The organism is uncultured Caulobacter sp., from assembly GCF_937900395.1.
GTDB lineage: Bacteria > Pseudomonadota > Alphaproteobacteria > Caulobacterales > Caulobacteraceae > Caulobacter.
Map to the genome: position 1 here is coordinate 43,612 of NZ_CALCDX010000046.1, position 20,746 is coordinate 64,357.

Below are 20,746 nucleotides of genomic sequence, written 5' to 3' on the forward strand. Positions count from 1 at the left end.
GGCGGCGTACGCCCAGAAAGTCTCGATGAAAGGACCGGAAGCGGAAGGTGGCTCGCGGCCGACCGGCATTGGCGGGGTCCTTTAGGCTCGACCCAAGCGCTCCGCATGCGTCCGCAGCGGCGACGTGCTCGTCGTTTGCAACGATCGCCTCAGTCGATCGATGGCTCCACTGGATCACCTCTGGCAGCCGACTCCTGAAGCTGCCAGAGCAACCTATCCGCTACTCGTCGACGGACGCGGCAGCGTGCCGTCTGAAGATGCCGACGATCCGCATCGGTGCGCGGGGGTTCTGGGAAGTTTGGCGCGGCCCCGAGCACGGGGGTCATCTCGCGAGACTCAAATGCGCCGGCGTTTCCGGCGAGCGGCGCCCCCTTCCGAAGGGGGTGTGGACGGAGTCGCCCAGGGAGGGCGTCAGAACGTCGGCACAAGCCTAGCTGGGGCGGCAGCGACAAATTTCACCAGCGGCGATACCGATAGACCCATGGGCCGGGCCGGAACCTAGGCCGCCAATAGTGGTGATTGTGCCAATACCAATAGCGATAGGGTCGGAACACCCAAACCCCTCCCGTCCAGACCCAGGGATTGTACCAGGGCGGCCCATGGATCACGTCAGGCGGATAAGCGCGCGTTCCGGGCGAGGCATGGACGAATGCCGGCGCCCCCGGCCGCACGATGTACCCCGGAGGGCATTGCGACCCGCCCCACCGGATCCGACCGCGGCGCCAGCCGCAGCTCCCAAGGCTCCCCCGATGATCGCGCCGGCGGCCGGATCCCGTCGCTCGGACAGGCTTGAGCCCAAGATCGCGCCCATAACGCCGCCGATCGCCGCGCCTGCCAGCGCATTGGTGCGTTGATCGATGCAGTTTTGAGCGGCCCATTCCGCAAATCGCTGGGCGTAGTCTCGATCATACCACTGGGCCTGATCGTCGTAGACCGCCCCCTGCGCTCCGCGCCCGGGGGCGGCGGCGCATGGTGGCCCGTAGGCGGGGCGGACGCGGGGGAGGCGCCGCCGAGGCGGAGGCGACCGGATGGGCTTCGGCGACGGCGCCGTCGGCAAAGATCAGGCCGATCGCGGCGAGGAGCGCTGGTCCGTCGAGTCGTCGAGGTCATGGCGTCGGTCTCCTTGCTCCTTGAAACGGGCGTTCGCCCCGGCGCTGCAATCCCCTACCGGTATGGCTCCCGAGCAAAAACTAGGGCGCGCCTGTCGCAACCCAAACTTCCCCCACCTTGTTCGGAGCGCGGCTGCGATCGCCTGCCTAGTCCCGTCGTTGCCCGAACAACGACAGCAGAAATTGAAACAGGTTGATGAAGTTGATGTACAGGCTGAGCGCACCGTAACTGGTGGCGACACTCCGGGCGGCTTCGGCTCCCCCGAGTTCGTAATAGGCGATCTTCAGGCGCTGGGTGTCGTAAGCGATCAGGCCCGCGAAGACGAAAACGCCGATCACGCTGATCATAAACTGCATCAGCTCCGACCTCAGGAACAGATTGACGAGAGAGGCGATCACCAACCCGACCACGCCGACGATAAGAAAGGATCCGAAGCCGGTCAGATCCTTCTTTGTGACGTAGCCGAAGAGGCTGAGGGCGCCGAAAGCCGTAGCCGTGATCAGGAACATCGAGACGATGGACGCCCCAGTATAGACAAGTCCGACGACCCCCAGGGACGCGCCGATCAGGGCCACGATCGTCCAGTAGAGCGCGCTTGCGGCTCCGCTTGTCGGATTGCGCATAGCAAACCCGGAGACCAGCAGGATTCCGAGCGGTGCGATGGCCACGATCCAGCCGATCGGCGTCATGCCGGCCAGATGGCCATCGGCGCTCGTCACGAACATCAGGTCCCGGACCGGGGGGACGCTGGAGGTGAGGTAGGCGAGGGCGGCCGAGACCAAGAGCCCCAGGGCCACCTTATTGTAGACGCCGATCATGAAGGATCGCAGGCCGGCGTCGATCGCCATGTCGGCGCGTGTGCTCAGGATTGTCGCGTGGCGGGCGCGCTGGAAGTCGCTCATGGCTGGTCGTCCCCAGGATGTGGTTCTCCAGCCAACTCCATCTAGGTCGAACGCCCAATGGAACAAGAGGGGCGCGCGGCGGTGATGCGGCGGGCCTCCGCTCAACGGCCCTCCGCGCAAAGGTCCAGTCGCCGCTAGGACAGCGCCTCGATGCCTGGAAGAGTGCCTTTCGCCAGGAACGTCAGGCAGGCTCCGCCACCGGTGGAGACATGGCTGAACCGCTCCCCAAGCCTCAGCCTCTGAGCGGCCGCGACGGTGTCGCCCCCGCCAAGCACTGTGAAGGCGGCCGGGAGGCCGGCGATGGCGCGGCCAATCGCCTGCATCCCCCCCTGAAAGCCGTCGATCTCCGCCGCCCCCATCGGCCCGTTCCAGAATACGGTTCTGGCGCCCTGCAACGCCTCGACGAAGCGCTGGCGCGTCTGGGGGCCGATGTCCACGCCCTTCCAGCCCGCCGGAATGTGGTTGGCTGGAACGATTCTCGCCTCAGCGCCCACCGCGGGCTTGGGGGCCGCCACCACATCGACGGGGAGCAGGAGCTGTACGCCCCGATCGTGGGCCATGCCCAAGAGGCTTTTGGCCAAACCTGCGGTTTCCGCAGCCACCAGGGAGTTCCCCACCTGGCCGCCCTGAGCCTCGATGAACGGAAAGGCCAAGGCGCCGCCGATCAGCATGCCGGTCACGCGCGGCAGCAAGCTCTCCACTGCGCCAATTTTATCGGCTGCCTTCGAGCCGCCGAGCACAACCCAAAAGGGCTTCGCTGGGCGCTGGATGAGTCTGGTGAGGTTGGCGACTTCCTTCTCCATCAAAAGGCCAGCGCAGCTCGGTAGGAACCTGGTGGCCCCGGTAACCGACGCGTGGTCACGGTGGGCGGACGCAAAGGCGTCGAGCACGAACGTTTCGCCCAGCCTGGCATAACGCCGCGCCAGGGCCGCGTCGTTCGACCCTTCACCCGGTTCGAATCTCACATTGTCCAGCAGCGCCACTGAACCTTGGGGCAAAGGTAGGACTTGCCTGAGCGTGGGGTCGGAAGCTGGTGTGCGTTCGGCGCTCCCGCCGATAAAGGTCACGGGGCGCCCCAACTGCGCCGCCAGCACCGGCGTCACGGGGGCCAGACTGCTCGTTGCTTCGAAGCGGCCTTTGGGACGTCCGAAATGGCTGAGGAGCACAAGGCTCGCGCCCTGATCGAGCAACTGCTTCAGCGTCGGAAGGCTCGCCTTCACCCGGCTCACGTCGGCGATCTTGCCCGCGTGTATTGGCAAGTTGTAGTCCGCCCGCACGATGATGCGCTTGCCGGCGGCGCTGAGATCCTTGAGCGTTCGCAAGTCGGCCTCCAGCCTGCATTTTCAGTCGAGGTCTGCAGAGCGACACGGCGCCCCGGAGGGCCTCAGGTCGATCTGCGGGCGCAATCGACTAGTAAGGCATGTCGCAGAGAGGATCCGCCATACGAGCAATTAGGCCGGGCCGCATCCAGGCTCAATGGTCCGCCACCCACCCGGATCCCAGCCGCTGGCGGTGGCGCCTCAGCCCCAGCGAACCGCCCTCTCGCTCGTGTGGGGACTCACTCTGCTGAGCTCTCGGGAATCTCTGCGACCACGTCCTGCGGGGACTTGTCCGACCGCAAGCCCTTGAAGCTTGCCTGCCGAATGCGGCCATGCTCGGTCCATTCGGCGAAGTCGATGTTCTCCATCAGTACCGGCCGGGTCCACTGAACGGCCGGATCCTTGCGCGGCGGATCGCCGGCCTCGAACGGACAGGTCTCGGATCGCACGGCGCGGAGTCGCGCGAGCAGCTCGGGCACCACCCGGCGCGGATAGCCGGTGTGCACGCGCCCGACATAGCGCAAGACCCCGTCGTCATAGACCCCGACCAGTAGGGATCGGAACTTGCGCGAACCGGTCATGGCCCAGCCGCCGATCACCACCTCCTGGGACGGGCGCCACTTCGACTTGCGCCAGCTGTCGTTCCGTTCGCCCGGGGCGTAGGGAGAATCGAGCCGTTTGGCGACCACGCCTTCGAATCCCTCGCGCCTCGCCCAGCCGAGGGGATCCGGGTCGGTGATCGCGGCCGCCGACCGGATCGGCCCATCAAGCGGCGCCCGCCGCAAGAGGCGCCCGAGCGCCTCGTGTCGGGCCGCGAGCGGTCGCCGCAGCAGCGCCTCGCGGTTCAGGTGCAGCAAATCGAAGGCGAAGAAGACCAGCGGATCGCGGGCCGCGTGGCGCTGACGCGCCCCTAGTCGCGCCCGGAGGAGGCTGAAGTTCGGCCTTTCCGCTCGGTCGAGCGCGCAGAGCTCGCCGTCCAAGATGCAGTCGGGCAAGTCGGCGAGCCGTGCGCTGAGATCAGGAAGCAGAGCCGATCGGTCGACGCCGTTTCGACTACGCCACCGGACCTCGCCCTGCAGGACTCGGGCCTGGAAGCGGTCGCCATCAAGCTTGACCTCATGAAGCCAATCCGGACCTGACGGCGGCGCGCGGACGAGCCGCGGATGCTGGAAGGGGATGAAGATCGGCGGCCCGGATCCGGTCCAAGATCCGTCGACGGGCCTGTCACGCGCCGTGGCCACGACAGTCACTCTTCGCCAGATCGCATTCTCTTAACGTGACACCTCGGTTTGGCGGCGGTTCAATGAGCCTATGGAGCAGGCTCGAGCGGGAACGACGACCCTATGACCATGCGGATGTCGACAGATATCAAGTTCGAGAATGGCCGCGGCAGCATGATCTCCAGATCGTGTTCGCGACCAGGGCCGTCGCCAAGACGGCGAGCGGGGGCTAAGGCGAGCCGTTCAGGAGAAGCCAATTGAACGAAGACCCTTACAAGGTGCTGGGGCTGAGCTCCGACGCGACCCAGGACGAGATACAGAAAGCCTATCGAAGGCTGGCCAAGAAGCACCATCCAGACCTCAACCCGGGCGACCGGGCCGCCGAGGAGAAGTTCAAGCAGGTGTCGGCCGCCTACGATCTCTTAGGGGATGAGGAAAAGCGGCGCCGCTTCGATCGCGGCGAAATCGACGCGCAGGGGGCCGAGCGACCTCGGCACCGCTACTACCGGGAGTACGCTGATGCGGCCGCCGATCATCCCTACGCCAGTCGCACCGGTTTCCAGGACTTCGCAGACGAGGACATCTTCGCACAGTTCTTCAGCCAGGAAGGGGAGCGCTTCCGTGAAGTCCGGATGCGTGGCGCCGACCTCAGATTCCACCTCAGGATCGACTTCCTTGATGCTGTGCGCGGAGCGCGCCGCACGCTGACGCTTCCCGACGGCACGTCCATGAACCTCAACATTCCCGCGGGAGTGGAAGACGGACAGGTGCTCCGGCTGCGGGGCAAGGGCGCGGCGGGCGTCAACGGCGGGGAGCCGGGAGATGCGCTCATCGAACTCGAGATCGGAACGCACCCGTTCTTCAGCCGCGAGGGCCGGGACATTCACCTTGATCTGCCGGTTACCCTCGATGAGGCGATCCTGGGCGGTAAGATCGAGGTGCCGACGCCCACCGGGCGGGTCACCATGACAGTGCCCGCAGGCGCCAATACTGGTCGCACCCTGCGCCTGCGCGGCAAGGGGGTGCAGGGCAAGCCGAAAGGGGACGAGCTGGTGCACCTCAAGATCGTCCTGCCGGAGCGGATCGACCCGGAGCTTGAGGCGTTCATGCGCCGCTGGCGCGAGCAACACCGGTATGATCCCCGTCAAGCGATGGGAGCAGCGTGATGAGGGAAGAGGCCGAGGTCCTGCAAGGGGTTCGCGGGCTAAGCCGCCGCAAGCTGCGCGCGTGGGTGCAGGCGGGCTGGGTGCTTCCCGCGCGGGGGGAGCAAGGCGCGATGTATAGCGACATCGATATCGCGCGGGTTCACCTGATCCACCATTTGCAGGCGGACCTCAATATCGGAACCGACGCGCTGCCCGTGGTTCTGTCGCTGGTGGATCAGGTTTATGGTCTGCGGCGCGAGCTTCGGCGGCTGGCGCGCGCCGTCGAGGCGCAGCCGGACAGGGTGAAGCAGGCGATCCTGAGGGCGAACGACCAAGGCTGAGGGGCCGCTCCGGGGTGCGCCACGCCCCTCCTGGTCACCCCCGACGGGCGACGGATGCGCGCCCGGGCGCCAGGGGCGCGACTTGACCGCGGTCAAGTCGGCATGCCGATGGGGCGGCATGTTGAATCGCCAATGGAGAAGAAATTCCGCGGCGCTCCAGGAGGGCTCGATGAGCATCAAACATATTGTCGTGCAGGCGGCCGGGAAGGCAGAGGACGCGCGGCGCGTCGCCATGGCGGTCGATCTCGCGAACCGATGCGAAGCCACGCTTGGTGGCGTATTCCTGGAGCCGGCGCCGCCCTGGCTCTTCGTGGGCGGGGACCTTGCAGCCCCCGCCGCTCTCGCCGATTTGACTGAATCTCACCGCAAAGCGGTGCAGACAGCTTCGGCGGCGGCGCGGGCGAACCTTGAGGCGGCGGCGCAGGGCAAGTCGTTCGAGTGGCGCCAAGTCGACGGCTCCGCCCCTACCGCGTTGGCCGAAGTGGCGCGGGAGGCGGATCTGCTCTTCATGGCGGGGCCTCCACTGACCAGTCGCGATGGCGTGTTCGCCCCAGCGGACGCCGTGGCGCTTACTGCCGGCGCGCCGATCATCGCGGTGCCAGAGACCGCGACCGGGACGTGTGTCGGACACCGCGTGCTCGTTGCTTGGAACGGCGCGCGCGAGAGCGCGCGCGCCTTGCGCGACGCCCTGCCATTGCTGCAGCGCGCCGCGCAAGTCGATGGCGTGATCGTCGACCACCCGGAGGCGGCCCGCGACGGGGAACGCGTCCTGAAGGCGTTCCTCCAACGCCACGGCTGCCCGGCGATAAACGTGATCCGGCTTCCCGCCGGCGGGCGGCATGCCAGCGAGGTGATCCTGCAGCACGCGGCGCACGTTGTGCAGGCCGACCTGATCGTCATGGGACTGTACGGCCACTCGCGCCTACGGGAGTTCGTACTGGGCGGGGTCAGCCGGGACATGCTCGACGACTCGCCCATTCCGCTGCTCCTGTCGCACTGACGGAGGCGCGGCTGTGCTCCGATACCACCCGACGCGTCGAACGCTTGCCATCTTGTTGCTGGCCGCGATGGGAACGCCTGTGCGGCCGGCCCTGGCGCAGTCCTCGTCGTCCAAGGCGCTTGTCGATGCGGCCAAGGCCGCCGGGAAGGTCGGCGAGCAGGCCGACGGCTACCTCGGTTTCGTGGCGCCCCAGGACGACCCCGGGCTCACCGCGGCGGTGGCGGAGATCAACACCGCGCGCGCTCGGCTGTACGCGGAGACGGCGCGTCGTCATGGCGTGAGCCCTGAGGTCGCGGGCGTCGCCGCCGCGAAGGCCCTGTTCGAGACGAAGCTGCGGCCCGGTGACTACTATCGTGACGCCACGGGCGTGTGGCGCAGGAAGTAGGGGCTGTGTCCGCGGGCGCCGCCAGGTCGACGGATGAGGGCCGGGATCGACTCCGCCGGGAGGACGTCATGTCGCAGACCCTCGCGACGCTGTTGGCCGACTATCAGCAGATGGCGCTGATCCGGCGGTTCGAGGAGGAGGCTGCGCGCCTCTACGGCATGGGATTGATCGGCGGGTTCTGTCACCTCAGCATCGGCCAGGAGGCGGTCGCCGTGGGCGTGGTCGGCGCCCGTGCGCCAGGCGATCAGGTGATCACAAGCCACCGCGACCACGGCTATGCGCTGGCGTGCGGAATGGAGCCGCGAGCGGTCATGGCGGAGCTGACCGGACGCATCGGCGGCGCCTCGCGGGGCAAGGGCGGATCGATGCACATCTTCGCGCCCGACCAGGATTTCTACGGCGGCCACGGCATCGTCGGAGCCCCGGCCAGTCTCGGTAGCGGCTTGGCCTTCGCCAACCGCTACCGGAGCAATGGGAGGGTGGCGTTTGTCGTCTTTGGCGAGGGCGCCGCCAATCAAGGCCAGGTTTATGAATGCTTCAACATGGCCGCGCTCTGGCGATTGCCCGCGCTCTACATCATCGAGAACAATCGCTACGCGATGGGGACGGCGGTGGAGAGGTCCGCCTCCGAGCCCCGCTTCTATCGGCGCGGTCTCTCGTTCGGAATTCCCGGAGTGGCGGTCGATGGAATGGACGTTGTCGCGGTCCGCGAGGCGACGGCGCGGGCCGCACGGCATGTCCGGGCGGGGGAAGGCCCCTATCTCCTGGAAATGAAGACCTATCGATACCGCGGCCATTCGATGAGCGACCCGGCGAGGTATCGGCCGCGAGATGAGGTGGAACGGGTGCGGCGCAGGCGCGATCCCATCCAGCAGCTGAAACGTCTCGTGTTGACCCGCGATCCCGACCTCGCCACCGAGCTGGACGAGATCGACAAGACGGTCCAACAGCGCATTGAGGATGCCTCCGCCTTCGCGAAGGCGTCTCCAGAGCCCCCCCCCGAACACCTGCTGCGCGACATCTATTCCGCCTGACGTCCTCAGGGTCAGGTCCGCGGGCTCCTGGCGAGCAATGCTCAGAACACGCACGGCCGAAGGGCGACGGCGCGGCGCAGGACCAGCGGCGCTCGGCCGGCGAACTGCCGAAGCTTCGCGCTGGCGCGCGGTGCGGGCGGCACTTGATGACGGTCAAGTCATGGCGGCGCGGAGCCACCACTCTGGTCACGGCAGCACCATCAGGAGCATCGGGTCCCGTGTCCTATCCATTCCTCGCCGGCGGCGTGGTCGCGTCGCCCTACGCCGCCAGTCTGCGGCAGTATCTCTCGGCCGTGCGACGCTATCCGGTGCTGACGCGCGATGAGGAATATGCGCTCGCCAGACGCGTGCGCGACGAGGTCGATTTGGCGGCGGCGCATCGGTTGATGACCAGTCACCTCCGCCTCGCAGCCAAGATCGCCTGCGGCTATCGCGGCTATGGGTTACCGCTCGAAGACATGATCTCCGAGGCCAATGTCGGGCTTCTGCATGCCATTTACAAGTTCGACTTGGAGCGGGATTGCCGGCTGTCCACGTACGCCGCCTGGTGGATTCGCGCCGCCTTGCAGGACTACATCCTGCGCCACTGGTCTATCGTCAAGCTCGGCACGAGCGCGACTCAGAAGCGCTTATTCTTCGGTTTCAGGCGGGCCCGCGCGCGCGTCGAGGCGTGTCCGTCCGAATTGCTCGCCGGCGACAGCATCGCCAAGATGGCCGAGCTGTTTCATGTTCCGCCCGGAGACATCACCGGGATGGAGGCCCGCCTCGGCTGGCGCGACCTGTCGCTGAGCGCGCTCCACGGCGACGAAGGCGGGCCGGATCGCCTCGAGCGCCTTGCCGATGAGAACGCTCAGGATCCGGAGACCGCGCTTTCGGAAGCCGACGAGCGAGACTACCGCACGCGTCTGCTCACTCAGGCCCTCAGCCCGCTCGGGCCGCGGGAGCATCGAATCTTCGTCGCCCGACGCCTGCGCGACCCTCCCGCTCCGCTTGCCGAGCTGGCTCAGGAATATGGCGTGAGCTGCGAGCGCATCCGGCAGATCGAAATGCGCGCTTTCGAGAAGGTGCAGCGCTTTGTCACCGATCAACAGCAGCACCACGCGCGCGAAGGTGCGTGGCGGCGCGGTCAGGCGTACGAATGCGCCGCCTGAAATGGACGGTGAGAACTTGAAACACGAGATCGAAGTCCGCGCGCCGGCCGCTCATGCGTTCTCCGTGTTCGTGGACGAGATGAGCGGATGGTGGCCGTTCGCCTACACCGTGTCGAAGGACGCCCTCGCCAAGGTCGTGATGGAGCCACGTCTCGGCGGCTCCTGGTTCGAGTTGACCGTCAGCGGACGGCGCATCCCTTGGGGCGCCGTCGCCGCGTTCACCCCGGAAACGCACCTTGGCCTCACGCGAACGGGAAGCGATGGCCACCCTCTCAGCAACATCTCCATTTGGTTTCGGCCGCGCAGCGCGAAACTGACGCAGGTTGAGCTGCAGCACCAAGCTGCCTGCGCTCATTCCATCGCCGAGGATGGAGACCCCTTGTCACAACCCTCCGCATGGCCCGCGATCCTGCGCGAATACGCGGAGGCGGCGAGCCCCACCTCCCGCGCCCTACTGAACGCCTAGGGGACACCTGACGACAAGAACGCCGGCGAACCGAACAGTCCAAGCAGGTGAAGCAAGCCGTGATCGAGACGCGACTCGACAGTTACCGCGCCAAGCGAGACCTTTCCAGGACACCGGAACCAGCTGGCCAGGGCGCCGTCCGACCGGCAAAGCGGCTGCGGTTCGTCGTCCAAAAGCATGCGGCGCGGCGACTGCACTATGATCTGCGGCTTGAGCTCGACGGCGTCCTTCTCTCTTGGGCCGTCGCAAAGGGGCCCTCGTTCGATCCCGCGGAGCGAAGGCTGGCCGTAAGGACAGAGGACCATCCCCTCGACTACGGCGACTTTGAAGGCAAAATCCCGGAGGGACAATATGGCGCTGGCGCCGTGATGATATGGGATCGCAGCTACTGGAGGCCCGAGGGCGACCCCCGCATCATGCTGGAGCACGGCAAGTTGAGGTTCACCCTCGATGGCGTTCGGCTCAAAGGCGGGTGGGCGCTGGTGCAAATGACGCGGCGTTCCGGAGCGCGCGGGCGCGATTGGCTGCTGATCAAGCGCCGCGACGCCTGGGCGGCGCCTGGTGAGGGCGCGGCTCTGCTCCACACCCTGACCACCTCGGTCGCCTCCGGGCGCACCGTTGAGGAAATTGCGGCGGGTCAGCGCCCTGCGCCGCGCCGGGACGGCGTCACAAGGTCCTGCAGGAACGCGGAGCGCATGGCCGACGAGATCAAGCGGACGGCGAGCGCCGCGGCCGGGGCCGGTTCGTCGGGGCGCGCTGCGCAGGCTCAGGTGCTCGGCGTGGCGATCACCCACCCGGACAGGGCGCTGTGGCCGGACGACGGCCGGGGACAGCCAATTTCCAAACTGGACCTCGCCCGCTACCTGGAGGCCGTGGGACCTTGGATGCTGCGCCACGTGCAGGGCCGGCCGTGCGCCCTTGTTCGCGCGCCGAACGGCGTCCTCGCTCCGCCGCGGTTCCTTCAGCGCCATCCGGGTCGAGGCGCCCCAGCGCAGATAACGCGGGTCGCCGTCACCGGAGGCGGGCCCCCCTGTTTTCAGCTTGACCGCCTCGACGCGCTCGCGGCCGCGGCGCAGTTGGCGGCGGTGGAGTTCCATCCCTGGAACTGCCGGCCACTTCAGCCGGAGGTCCCCGGCCGCCTTGTGATCGACCTTGACCCGGGCGATGGCCCGCCATTCGAGAGCGTCGTCAAAGCGGCCCTGGCGGTGAAGGACAGGTTGGAAGGCGCCGGGCTTGTGCCGTATTGCAAGACCACTGGCGGCAAGGGCCTGCACGTGGTCGCGCCCTTGGCGGACGAGAAGGGTAAGACCACCTGGGCGATGGCGAAGAGCTTTGCCCGCAGGCTCTGCCAAGCGCTCGCCGCCGACGCGCCGCAGGCCTACGTGCTCAGCGCCAGCCTTGACCAACGCCAGGGGCGCATATTCCTTGACTATCTGCGCAATGACTGGGCGGCGACCGCGGTGACGCCGCTTTCGCCGCGTGCGCGGCCATTCGCGCCCGTTAGCTTCCCTCTTGCTTGGAACCAGGTGCGAGCCGGGCTTGACCCCCAGGCCTGGACGCTGCGCACCGCAGCGACCGCGCTGGTCAGCACCGCGGCCTGGGCCGACTATCTCGACGCTGAGCGGCCGCTGAGCGACGCCTTGCATCGGCTGACCTGAGCTGCGCGGTCCGTCGGCGCGGCCGCGCAAATTGTCAGGCTTCCCGCCGAGCCGCTGTGGCGCGCTTGTTCGGCCAAAGCGGAGGCGCTGGCCTCCGTTTCTCCGCGATGCCGCCCACCGCCGCCTCAATGATCAGTAGTCCCGCGACGGACCCCGCATCCTGAAACGCAGTGCGGACAACCTTGGCGGGGTCAACGACGCCGGCCGCACCAGGTCGATGTACTCTTCGGTTTTCACGTTGAAGCCGAAGATAGGGGAGGGGGCCTTGCGGCCGGCCAGCCTATCTCACAGGGATAATGCTCGAAGTTGATCGCGATCAAGTCCGCCGCTCGCTTTCGGCCTGCGCACCAGAAGATCCGAGTGCGGCTGCAAGTAGCCGGTGGGCCGACATGCGAACACTGAAACAGCTTCCGCGCTCAAGTGCGGTGTTGACGCCGATGGTGCACCCGAGCACTCCTGCCAACTCGCCCACGATCCAGAGGCCGAGACCCAAGCCTCCGGCGGCAGCGTCGTCGCCGCGTGCGAACGCTTCGAAGAGCCGCGCGCGCATCGGCGGGAGGATGCCCGGCCCGGTGTCGTAGACTGAGATCGCCAGATCGTCCCCGCGCCGCCGGACGCCGATGAGCACGCCCCCACGCGCAGTATGCTTGACGGCGTTCGCCACCAGGTTGCTGACAATGCTGCGGAGCAGCTGCGGATGACTTGTGACCCGCGCCTCCGTCGATACGGTGCGGAGCTTGATTGACTTGAGGTCCGCTTGCGGGATCCAAGCCGCCATCACCTCATCCAGCAGGGGTTGCAGGGCGATCTCTTCCAGGAAGAGCGCCGAACCCCGCTGCTGAGCCGAAAGGAAGGCGACCGCCGCCAGGTCCTGGTCGAGCTGCGTCGCGGCGGCATTCGCATACCCCAGCAGCTGTTGCGCCCTGGCGGGAGGCGCGGACCCCAACAGTTGAAGAGCCGCGACGATCGTCCGCAGCGGCTGCCTCAGGTCATGGCCGATCATCGCCAGCAGATGACTTTGGGCAAGCCCCGCCGCCCGGCTGTGGACCTCGCGTTCGGCCGCGGCCGCCGTGAATCCGGCGACCACGGCGTATGAGTCTTTCGTCTCCTGCGGCAGAGGCGCCGCTGTTATCCAGCAACTGAGAATTCGGTCGTCGGCGAGTCGCAGCGTCGCCGGCGCGTGGATAGGATCCGCCGCGGCGATCCCGACATGGGGCCATGCCAGGTCCAAACCCAGCGCTCTCAGGTCCTTCCCGGCGATGTCGGCCGAAGCGTATCCGGTCAGGCGCTCCCAAGCGGTGTTGCAGACGCGGAGTGACGAACGGCCCGCCTCGGTCTCGATCAATGCGAGGGGGTGGGGGGCGGCCATGAAAGCCGCGGCCAACCTTCCTGCCTCCCGATCGTCGCCCTGCGGTGCTTGTAACATGGAACTAGGCGCCTCCGCGATGCACGGCCGCGCCGGGAGGCGCTGACCCAATCTTCGCATGGAGGGTCGATGGATGCGCTGCAGGCCATGTTGACGAACATCAAGACGACCGAGCCCTCGGCGGTCGGCTCGCCGCTCCCAGCCCAACGGCCGGCGTGGGCAAGCGATGCGATCGGCGGAAATCAGGCGGCTCTTGATGCAGATCAAGTCGGTCGGCTCCGGGAGCGCGAAAGTTGGTGATCAATGAAGGAGAAGCCGTCATGGCGCGCGCAGTCGGTATCGACCTCGGCACGACGAACTCGTGCGTCGCCGTGATGGAGGGCGGCAAGCCCACCGTCATCGAAAATGCCGAGGGCGCGCGCACCACTCCTTCCATGGTGGCGTTTCGTGATGATGGCGAAGTGCTCGTGGGCGCCGCAGCCAAGCGGCAGGCGGTGACCAACCCCGAAAACACGCTCTTCGCCATCAAGCGCCTTATCGGCCGCCGCTATGACGACCCCATCGTCCAGAAGGACAAGGCGATGGTGGCTTACAAGATCGTCGCGGGACCCAACGGCGACGCCTGGGTGGAGGTCGCTGGGAAGGCATACAGTCCCAGCGAGGTTTCCGCTCACATCCTGCGCAAGATGAAGGAGACGGCGGAGAAGCATCTCGGCGAAACGGTGACCGAAGCGGTCATCACCGTGCCGGCCTATTTCAACGACGCCCAGCGCCAGGCCACCAAGGACGCAGGGCGTATCGCCGGCCTTGAGGTGCTTCGGATCATCAACGAGCCGACCGCGGCGGCGCTCGCCTATGGGCTCGACAAGACAAAGGCCGGCCGCATCGCCGTCTACGATCTCGGCGGCGGCACTTTCGACATTTCGATCCTCGAACTCGGCGACGGGGTGTTCGAGGTCAAGTCCACCAACGGTGACACATTCCTAGGCGGCGAGGACTTCGACAAACGCGTCATTGAGTACCTGGCCGATGAATTCAAGCGCGACCAGGGAATTGACCTGCGCAACGACAAACTGGCGCTGCAGCGCCTCAAGGAGGCGGCCGAAAAGGCCAAGATCGAGCTGAGCTCGGCCGTGCAGACGGACGTCAACCTGCCCTTCATCACCGCTGACCAGAACGGGCCCAAGCACCTCAACATCAAGCTCAGCCGCGCTAAGCTGGAGGCGCTGGTCGAGGACCTGATCGACAAGACCGTCGAGCCCTGTCGCGCCGCGCTGAAGGACGCCGGCGTGACGCCGGACCAGATCGACGAGGTCATCCTGGTCGGCGGCATGACCCGCATGCCCAAGGTCGTCGAGGCGGTGAAGCAGCTCTTTGGCAAGGAGCCCCACAAGGGCGTCAATCCCGACGAAGTGGTCGCGCTGGGCGCCGCCGTCCAGGCCGGCGTGCTGAAAGGCGACGTCAAGGACGTGCTGCTGCTGGACGTTACGCCGCTGTCCCTGGGTATCGAGACCCTGGGCGGCGTAATGACCAAGCTGATCGAGCGCAACACCACCATACCGACCCGCCGAAGCCAGGTGTTCTCGACCGCCGAGGACAATCAGCCGGCGGTGACGATCCGGGTGTTCCAGGGCGAGCGCGAGATGGCGGCCGACAACCGGTTGCTTGGCCAATTCAACCTTGAGGACATTGCTCCGGCGCCGCGTGGCGTGCCGCAAATCGAAGTGACCTTCGATATCGACGCCAACGGCATCGTCAATGTTTCGGCCAAGGACCGCGGGACAGGCAAGGAGCAGAAGATCACGATACAGTCCTCGGGCGGACTGACGGAGGACGACATCAAGCGCGCGGTGCGCGAAGCGGAGGAACATGCCGAAGAGGACCGGCGACGGCGCCTTCTGGTGGAGGCGCGCAATCAGGGCGATGCTCTGATTTTCGCCGCCGAGAAGGCCCTCGCGAACGCGCCGCAAGGATCGCAACGGCAGGCAGTGGAGGATGCGCTCGCGGCCCTGCGGGCAGCGATGCAGGGCGAAGACACCCAAGCGATCATCGCCCGCGGGGAGGCATTGCGAGCGGTGACGGAGGCGCTGACGAGCGCTGGAGGGGGCGAGGCGCCAAAGGCTGGGAGCGAAGACATTGTCGACGCTGAATTCGAGGATGCCGATGACGGGCGGGCTTGAGGTCGGCGAGCCAGCCCGCCAGAACCGTCTCTAAGATCGGCAGGAGACAGCACAGTGACCTCGGAGAGCGGCATCCCGAACGCGCCCCCGGCGGCTGAGATCAAGACGTCTGCCGGCGAGACGCCCCAGGCAGCGACCGAGGCCGTCGAAGCCTTGCAGGATCGCCTGCTCCGCGCCCTCGCTGATGCCGAGAACGCGCGGCGCCAAGCCGAACGCGCGCGCAGCGAGGGACGTCGGGCGGGGGTGGTGGACCTGATCGCCCGCCTGGCGCCCGGCCTTGACAGCCTTGACCTTGCGGTCGACGCAGCGCGCGGACCCGACCAGGACGACGAAACCTTCGCAAGGTCCGTTCAGGAGGGTTTGCGCGCCGCGCGGCGCGCCTTGCTCGAGGCTTTTCAACGCGAAGGCGTGGAGCGCATCGAGCCCCTGGATCAGCCTTTCGACCCGACGTCGCACGAGGCCGTGGCGACTCGCGCTGACCCGGCGGCTGCGCCCGGCCACGTGCTGCAGGTCGTCCAGGCAGGATACCGGGTCGGGGAGCGCCTGGTGCGACCGGCGCGCGTCGTGGTCTCAGCCGCCGCTCCGCCGGCCGATTAGGGCTTCGTGAACGCTCGCCCCCTGGCGCACCGCCGATAACGCGCCGATAGTTCGGCAGGAGATTGCGACATGAACCTCGAAAAGTTCACCGACCGCGCCAAAGGCATGCTGCAGGCCGCCCAGACAGTGGCCGTCCGCCTCAACCATCAGCGCATTGCGCCCGAACACATCCTCAAGGCCCTGCTGGAGGACCCGGAGGGCATGGCCGCCGGCCTGATCCGCTCGGCGGGCGGAACCCCAGAGTTGGCCGGCCGCGAGGTCGACTCGGCGCTTGCCAAGATCCCGGCGGTGACCGGCGCCGGCGCTTCCCAGCCGCCGGGCCTCGACAACGACGCCATCCGGCTCCTCGATCAGGCCGAGCAGGTGGCGCAAAAGGCCGGAGACACCTTCGTGACGGTCGAGCGCCTCCTGCTGGCCATCGCGCTATCGGCCAGTTCGACGGCGGGCCGCGCGCTCGCCTCTGCAGGGGTCAAGCCGGAGGCGCTATCGAAAGCCATCGACGCGCTGCGGGGCGGGCGGCTGGCGGACACCGCCAGCGCCGAAGACCGCTACGAGGCGCTGAAGAAGTACGCGCGAGACCTCACGGAGGCGGCGCGCGCCGGGAAGCTTGATCCGGTGATCGGGCGCGACGAGGAAATCCGGCGCACGGTCCAGATCCTGGCCCGACGAACCAAGAACAACCCCGTGCTGATCGGCGATCCCGGCGTCGGCAAGACTGCGATCGTGGAGGGCCTCGCGATCCGCATCGCCAACGGCGATGTGCCCGATACGCTGCGTGACCGCAAGCTGATGGCGCTGGACATGGGCGCCCTGATCGCCGGGGCGAAGTATCGCGGTGAGTTCGAGGAACGCCTCAAGGGCGTGCTCGACGAGGTAAAGAGCGCCGAGGGGCATATCGTCCTCTTCATCGACGAGATGCATACCCTGATCGGCGCAGGCAAGGCGGAGGGGGCGATGGACGCGGGCAACCTGCTGAAGCCGGCCCTGGCCCGCGGCGAGCTGCACTGCATCGGCGCCACCACGCTCGACGAGTACCGCAAGCACGTCGAGAAGGACGCCGCCCTGCAGCGCCGCTTCCAACCCGTCTTCGTCGATGAACCCACGGTCGAAGACACCATCTCGATCCTGCGCGGACTCAAGGAGAAGTACGAGCTGCACCATGGGGTGCGGATCACCGATGCGGCGATCGTCGCCGCCGCCACCCTCAGCCATCGCTACATCAGCGACCGCTTCCTGCCGGACAAGGCGATCGATCTGATGGATGAGGCGGCGTCGCGCTTAAGGATGGAGGTGGAGTCGAAGCCCGAGGAGATCGAGGCGCTCGACCGGCGGATCATCCAACTCAAGATCGAGCGAGAGGCCCTGAAGAAGGAGACGGATGCGGCCTCCAAGGATCGGCTCAGCAAACTCGAAAAGGAACTCGCCGACCTCGAGCAGGAATCGGCCGCCCTGACGCAGCGCTGGCAGGCCGAGAAGGAGAAGATCCAGGCCGAGGCCAGGCTCAAGGAGCAGCTCGACCAAGCCCGCCTCGAACTTGAGCAGGCGCAACGGCGCAGCGACCTTACCCGCGCCGGCGAGCTCAGCTATGGGGTCATTCCACAGCTGGAGAAGCAGCTCGCCGACGCGCAGGCCGCCAGCCAGGGCGCCATGCTGCGTGAGGAGGTGACGGCCCAGGACATCGCTGGGGTGGTGTCGCGCTGGACAGGCATCCCAGTCGACAAGATGCTTGAAGGCGAGCGGGAGAAGCTGATCCACATGGAAGAGGCGCTCGGCCGCCGCGTGATCGGTCAGGCCCACGCCATCAGCGCCGTCAGCCGTGCGGTCCGTCGCGCGCGGGCGGGCCTGAAGGATCCGAACCGGCCGCTCGGCTCCTTTCTCTTCCTGGGGCCGACCGGCGTCGGCAAGACTGAACTCACCAAGGCGCTCGCCGGCTTCCTGTTCGACGACGATACGGCGATGGTCCGCATCGACATGTCCGAGTTCATGGAGAAGCACTCCGTGGCGCGCCTCATCGGCGCGCCACCGGGGTACGTCGGCTATGAGGAGGGCGGCGTGCTCACCGAGGCGGTGCGGCGACGGCCCTACCAGGTGGTCTTGTTCGACGAGATCGAGAAGGCGCACCACGACGTCTTCAACGTTCTCCTACAGGTCCTCGACGACGGACGGCTGACGGACGGGCAGGGCCACACGGTCGACTTCTCCAACACCCTCATCATCCTCACATCCAATCTCGGAAGCCAGTTCCTCTCGAGCCTGCCAGAAGGCGAAAATGTTGAGAGCGTGGAACCACAGGTCATGGAAGTCGTGCGCGCGCATTTCCGGCCCGAATTCTTGAACCGACTCGACGAAATCATCCTGTTCCATCGCCTCGGCCTTGAGCACATGGGTCCCATCGTGGACATCCAGGTCGCCCGACTGCAGCAGTTGCTGGCGGATCGGAAGATCACGCTTGAACTGAGCGAAGAGGCGCGCGCCTGGCTCGGCCGGGTAGGCTACGACCCGGTCTATGGCGCGCGTCCGCTCAAGCGAACGGTGCAGCGACACCTGCAGGATCCCCTGGCCGACATGATCCTGAAGGGCGAGGTGGGTGACGGCGCGACTGTCCGCATCACCGAGGGCGACGGCTTCCTTCAGCTGACGGCGACGGCTACGTCGTCGTCACAAATGGCCGCCTAGGTGTCGTCGCCAAAGAGGTAGTTCACCCAAGTCGCTGGGGTTGCGAAGCCCGCGAACCACTCCGGCGATCCCTGGTTGAATATGGAAAAGAATGCGGTGCTGTCTCGGCGTGGTCGCGCCATATTGATGTCGCGGATCGATCGAAAGTTAGAGGGTCGAGGCGGAGGCATAGGCGCTTTCGGGGTCGACGGCGTGCTTGATGGGCCTGTCGGCGGCTGAGCGGCGAGCAAGCGCTGTCGCGCCGCGGCGCACACGGCCGAGGATTGGGACGACGCTGCTGGCATCGATGATGACATATCCTGAAAGGGACGCCCTGACGTGCCACTGACAGACTCGTTCAACGGTTGACGATGCGCAAGCCTTCCTGAGCAGCCTGCAACTCGGCTAGCGGCCGGGGCCTGCGTGGCCGCATGCCGTCAAGCGTCCTCGCCCTCGATCGGTCGAGGCAACGAACACCTGGATGAACTCGATAGGGCGGGCTCTGCGGCGGTCGGAACGGAGCCGTTTGGTGGGCGTGCCGCCGCAGTCCGGCCTGAGACCAATCAAACCCTAGAACCCCAGTGTGCACGATAGTCCCCTGGCGCTTCCCGACCTCTACGCCCAGCTTCCAAACCCAAAGCATGATGAGGGAATCGGCGGCGTGGCCGGAAAGCTGCAGGCACCACTGGAAGATGTCTCATTGCGAGACGCCGAGCAAACGGCCCGTCCCATGCCGTCGAAGACAGAAGCCGCAGACGCTCTCGCCGCCGAGCGGCTGAAGCACCTGATCGGCACGCCGTCGCTCGTGTTGGCCGCAGCGCCCGAAGCCGTGGCGACCGCGGTAGAGATCGCCAGCGCCCTCGGCAGCGACTTGGATCTCATGTTCGTGGAAGGGGTCACTTCGCCTGCCGCCCCGAACGCGCTTGTGGGCGCCATTGCCGATGCAGGCGCTCTCGTCACTCTCAAGGCGCCCGGCGACGACCTGGCCCCCGACGTCTTCGCCGCGCAATGGGGCCTCGCGCTTGAGGCCCTACAGCGTCGCCAGATGCTCTACGCCCCCTTTCGGCGCAGCCTTGGAGCCGCCGGCAAGACCGCGATCTTGGTGATCGATACGGCCGCGCCAGCCGCGCTAGCCTTCGCTGCCATCGCCGCGGCTCGGCGGCGAAGTCCGGCCCGCCTAGCCTTCGATGAAGACCTGCAAGCCCTCAGCATCGAGGCCGACGAGTTGATCGTGCTGCAGCCGTTGCCGAGGACCGCCGAGCTCGCCGTTGGGACGGAATCCCAGATCAGCGATCGCGAGGCCATCGGATTGCTGACCGCCTATCGACAAGGGGGACCGCTCCACTAGCGACGTGGGCTGGAGGCGCGATCCGCGACCGGGATCAGCCGCCCAACGGCCTGGTCAGCGTTGCTGGATTCCTGCGTCACCAGGCATGGGCGGCGTCGCAGGCCCCAAGTTCCTTGGCTTGCTTTCCTGTTTTCTGGCGGGGGGGGGGGGCGGCATCCGCCAATCCAGAGCCGGCGGCCGTGCCGCGCCAGTTCCCCGCGCTCGCAAAGTTGGACCACGGCGCGGCACAGGGTCTCGGGCGCGACGCCGAGATAGTTGGCAAGATCAACCTGGCTGAAGGGCAGGCAGATCCCGCTTGGGCCACCGCTGGTGATGCGCTCGCCCATCCGCGCGATGAATGCGCGAAGCTTTTCGGCCGCCGAAGGTTGCCCGCGCCCGACCTCGACGCGCTCACGGTAGTGCGTCGTGCATGCCTCGAAGAGTTCCAGGAGCGCGACCGGATCGGTTCGACCGATCCGCAGGAGCCCGGCGACGGGGATCACCGTCATTTGCAGGTCGGTGCAAGCTTCTGCGGTGCAGTCTCGCACTTGCAGGTTCGCCCCGAAGTAATCGCCTGGGCCCGCGAACGCGAAAATCCGGCGCAGCCCGTCTTCACCATCGAGCAGAAGCCGCACCCAGCCCTTGTCGACGCGGTAGACGAACTCGGCAGGATCGCCCTCATGGTAGAGGCTTTGCCCCGGCCGCCACTGAATCCGCCAGAGGTGAAGCTGCTGAACAAAGGCCCCAACTTGATCGTCGTTTACCAGAGCAAGCTTAGACATGTCCCTCACGCCTCCCTTGTTTGCCTTTTAAAAGGTTAACACAGGCAGGCAGCGCGCGACGAGTCCTTGACGACGATCAACATCCGAACCGAGCTTGCTCTCCGGCTA

General features: G+C 66.8%; 17 protein-coding genes and 1 pseudogene. 12 read left to right on the top strand and 6 right to left on the bottom strand.

What is annotated here, in order from left to right; translation table 11 throughout:
* Nucleotides 1–1,256 precede the first annotated feature (1,256 nt).
* The 3 genes from Q0379_RS04140 to ligD (Q0379_RS04150) form a co-directional block, all read right to left on the bottom strand.
* Nucleotides 1,257–2,012 (bottom strand): Bax inhibitor-1/YccA family protein, encoded by a 756-nt coding sequence (locus Q0379_RS04140; RefSeq protein ID WP_299004603.1) that lies wholly within the window; start codon nucleotides 2,010–2,012, stop codon nucleotides 1,257–1,259.
* 134 nt (nucleotides 2,013–2,146) lie between these two features.
* A complete protein-coding gene (locus Q0379_RS04145) occupies nucleotides 2,147–3,334 on the bottom strand; it encodes a phosphoglycerate kinase (RefSeq protein ID WP_299004606.1) in 1,188 nt (395 codons plus the stop codon).
* A 236-nt stretch (nucleotides 3,335–3,570) separates the two neighbouring features.
* On the bottom strand, nucleotides 3,571–4,572 hold the full coding sequence (ligD, locus tag Q0379_RS04150; protein WP_299004609.1) for a non-homologous end-joining DNA ligase: 1,002 nt from the start codon (nucleotides 4,570–4,572) through the stop codon (nucleotides 3,571–3,573).
* Between the two features lie 236 nt (nucleotides 4,573–4,808).
* Between ligD (Q0379_RS04150) and Q0379_RS04155 the strand changes: the two genes are divergently transcribed.
* The 8 genes from Q0379_RS04155 to ligD (Q0379_RS04190) all read left to right on the top strand — a co-directional run bounded on the left by Q0379_RS04155 (nucleotide 4,809) and on the right by ligD (Q0379_RS04190) (nucleotide 11,731).
* The gene (locus tag Q0379_RS04155) at nucleotides 4,809–5,717 is read left to right on the top strand and encodes a DnaJ C-terminal domain-containing protein (protein WP_299004612.1); all 909 of its coding nucleotides are present in this window, start codon (nucleotides 4,809–4,811) and stop codon (nucleotides 5,715–5,717) included.
* Complete coding sequence (locus Q0379_RS04160; protein WP_299004615.1) at nucleotides 5,717–6,037, top strand: chaperone modulator CbpM; 321 nt, start codon at nucleotides 5,717–5,719, stop codon at nucleotides 6,035–6,037. The genes Q0379_RS04155 and Q0379_RS04160 overlap by 1 nt, the downstream gene beginning before the upstream one ends.
* Nucleotides 6,038–6,119: 82 nt before the next feature.
* Nucleotides 6,120–7,037, top strand: coding sequence for a universal stress protein (locus tag Q0379_RS04165; RefSeq protein ID WP_299004618.1), 918 nt, complete (start codon nucleotides 6,120–6,122; stop codon nucleotides 7,035–7,037).
* Nucleotides 7,038–7,050: 13 nt separating this feature from the next.
* Nucleotides 7,051–7,422, top strand: coding sequence for a YdbL family protein (locus Q0379_RS04170; protein ID WP_299004621.1), 372 nt, complete (start codon nucleotides 7,051–7,053; stop codon nucleotides 7,420–7,422).
* Nucleotides 7,423–7,490: 68 nt separating this feature from the next.
* The gene (gene pdhA, locus Q0379_RS04175; protein WP_299004624.1) at nucleotides 7,491–8,456 is read left to right on the top strand and encodes a pyruvate dehydrogenase (acetyl-transferring) E1 component subunit alpha; all 966 of its coding nucleotides are present in this window, start codon (nucleotides 7,491–7,493) and stop codon (nucleotides 8,454–8,456) included.
* Between the two features lie 218 nt (nucleotides 8,457–8,674).
* Nucleotides 8,675–9,607, top strand: a complete 933-nt coding sequence (locus tag Q0379_RS04180) for an RNA polymerase factor sigma-32 (RefSeq protein ID WP_299004627.1) — start codon at nucleotides 8,675–8,677, stop codon at nucleotides 9,605–9,607.
* A gap of 16 nt (nucleotides 9,608–9,623) precedes the next feature.
* Nucleotides 9,624–10,073 (top strand): hypothetical protein, encoded by a 450-nt coding sequence (locus Q0379_RS04185; RefSeq protein ID WP_299004630.1) that lies wholly within the window; start codon nucleotides 9,624–9,626, stop codon nucleotides 10,071–10,073.
* Between the two features lie 59 nt (nucleotides 10,074–10,132).
* Entirely contained in the window at nucleotides 10,133–11,731 is a 1,599-nt protein-coding gene (ligD, locus tag Q0379_RS04190; protein ID WP_299004633.1) for a non-homologous end-joining DNA ligase, read from the top strand.
* Nucleotides 11,732–11,765: 34 nt separating this feature from the next.
* Here ligD (Q0379_RS04190) and Q0379_RS04195 read toward each other — a convergent pair.
* Nucleotides 11,766–11,980 (bottom strand): annotated as a pseudogene (locus Q0379_RS04195) (hypothetical protein); the annotation flags it as partial.
* Nucleotides 11,981–12,047: 67 nt separating this feature from the next.
* Entirely contained in the window at nucleotides 12,048–13,364 is a 1,317-nt protein-coding gene (locus Q0379_RS04200; RefSeq protein ID WP_299004636.1) for a HAMP domain-containing sensor histidine kinase, read from the bottom strand.
* Nucleotides 13,365–13,417: 53 nt separating this feature from the next.
* On the opposite strand from Q0379_RS04200, the gene dnaK reads away from it, so the two are divergent.
* From dnaK to Q0379_RS04220, 4 genes are all read left to right on the top strand, one after another.
* Nucleotides 13,418–15,277 (top strand): molecular chaperone DnaK, encoded by a 1,860-nt coding sequence (gene dnaK / locus Q0379_RS04205; protein WP_012520296.1) that lies wholly within the window; start codon nucleotides 13,418–13,420, stop codon nucleotides 15,275–15,277.
* A gap of 54 nt (nucleotides 15,278–15,331) precedes the next feature.
* Nucleotides 15,332–15,874: a nucleotide exchange factor GrpE gene (locus Q0379_RS04210; protein WP_299004643.1), complete on the top strand. Its 543-nt coding sequence runs from the start codon at nucleotides 15,332–15,334 to the stop codon at nucleotides 15,872–15,874.
* Between the two features lie 69 nt (nucleotides 15,875–15,943).
* The gene (gene clpB / locus Q0379_RS04215) at nucleotides 15,944–18,550 is read left to right on the top strand and encodes an ATP-dependent chaperone ClpB (RefSeq protein ID WP_299004645.1); all 2,607 of its coding nucleotides are present in this window, start codon (nucleotides 15,944–15,946) and stop codon (nucleotides 18,548–18,550) included.
* Nucleotides 18,551–19,190: 640 nt separating this feature from the next.
* A complete protein-coding gene (locus Q0379_RS04220) occupies nucleotides 19,191–19,877 on the top strand; it encodes a purine/pyrimidine phosphoribosyl transferase (protein WP_299004648.1) in 687 nt (228 codons plus the stop codon).
* Here the strand turns inward: Q0379_RS04220 and Q0379_RS04225 are convergent.
* Nucleotides 19,874–20,638 carry a Crp/Fnr family transcriptional regulator gene (locus tag Q0379_RS04225; RefSeq protein WP_299004651.1) on the bottom strand — a complete coding sequence of 255 codons (765 nt, stop codon included), beginning with the start codon at nucleotides 20,636–20,638 and terminating at the stop codon, nucleotides 19,874–19,876. The genes Q0379_RS04220 and Q0379_RS04225 overlap by 4 nt on opposite strands.
* Between the last annotated feature and the right edge of the window lie 108 nt (nucleotides 20,639–20,746).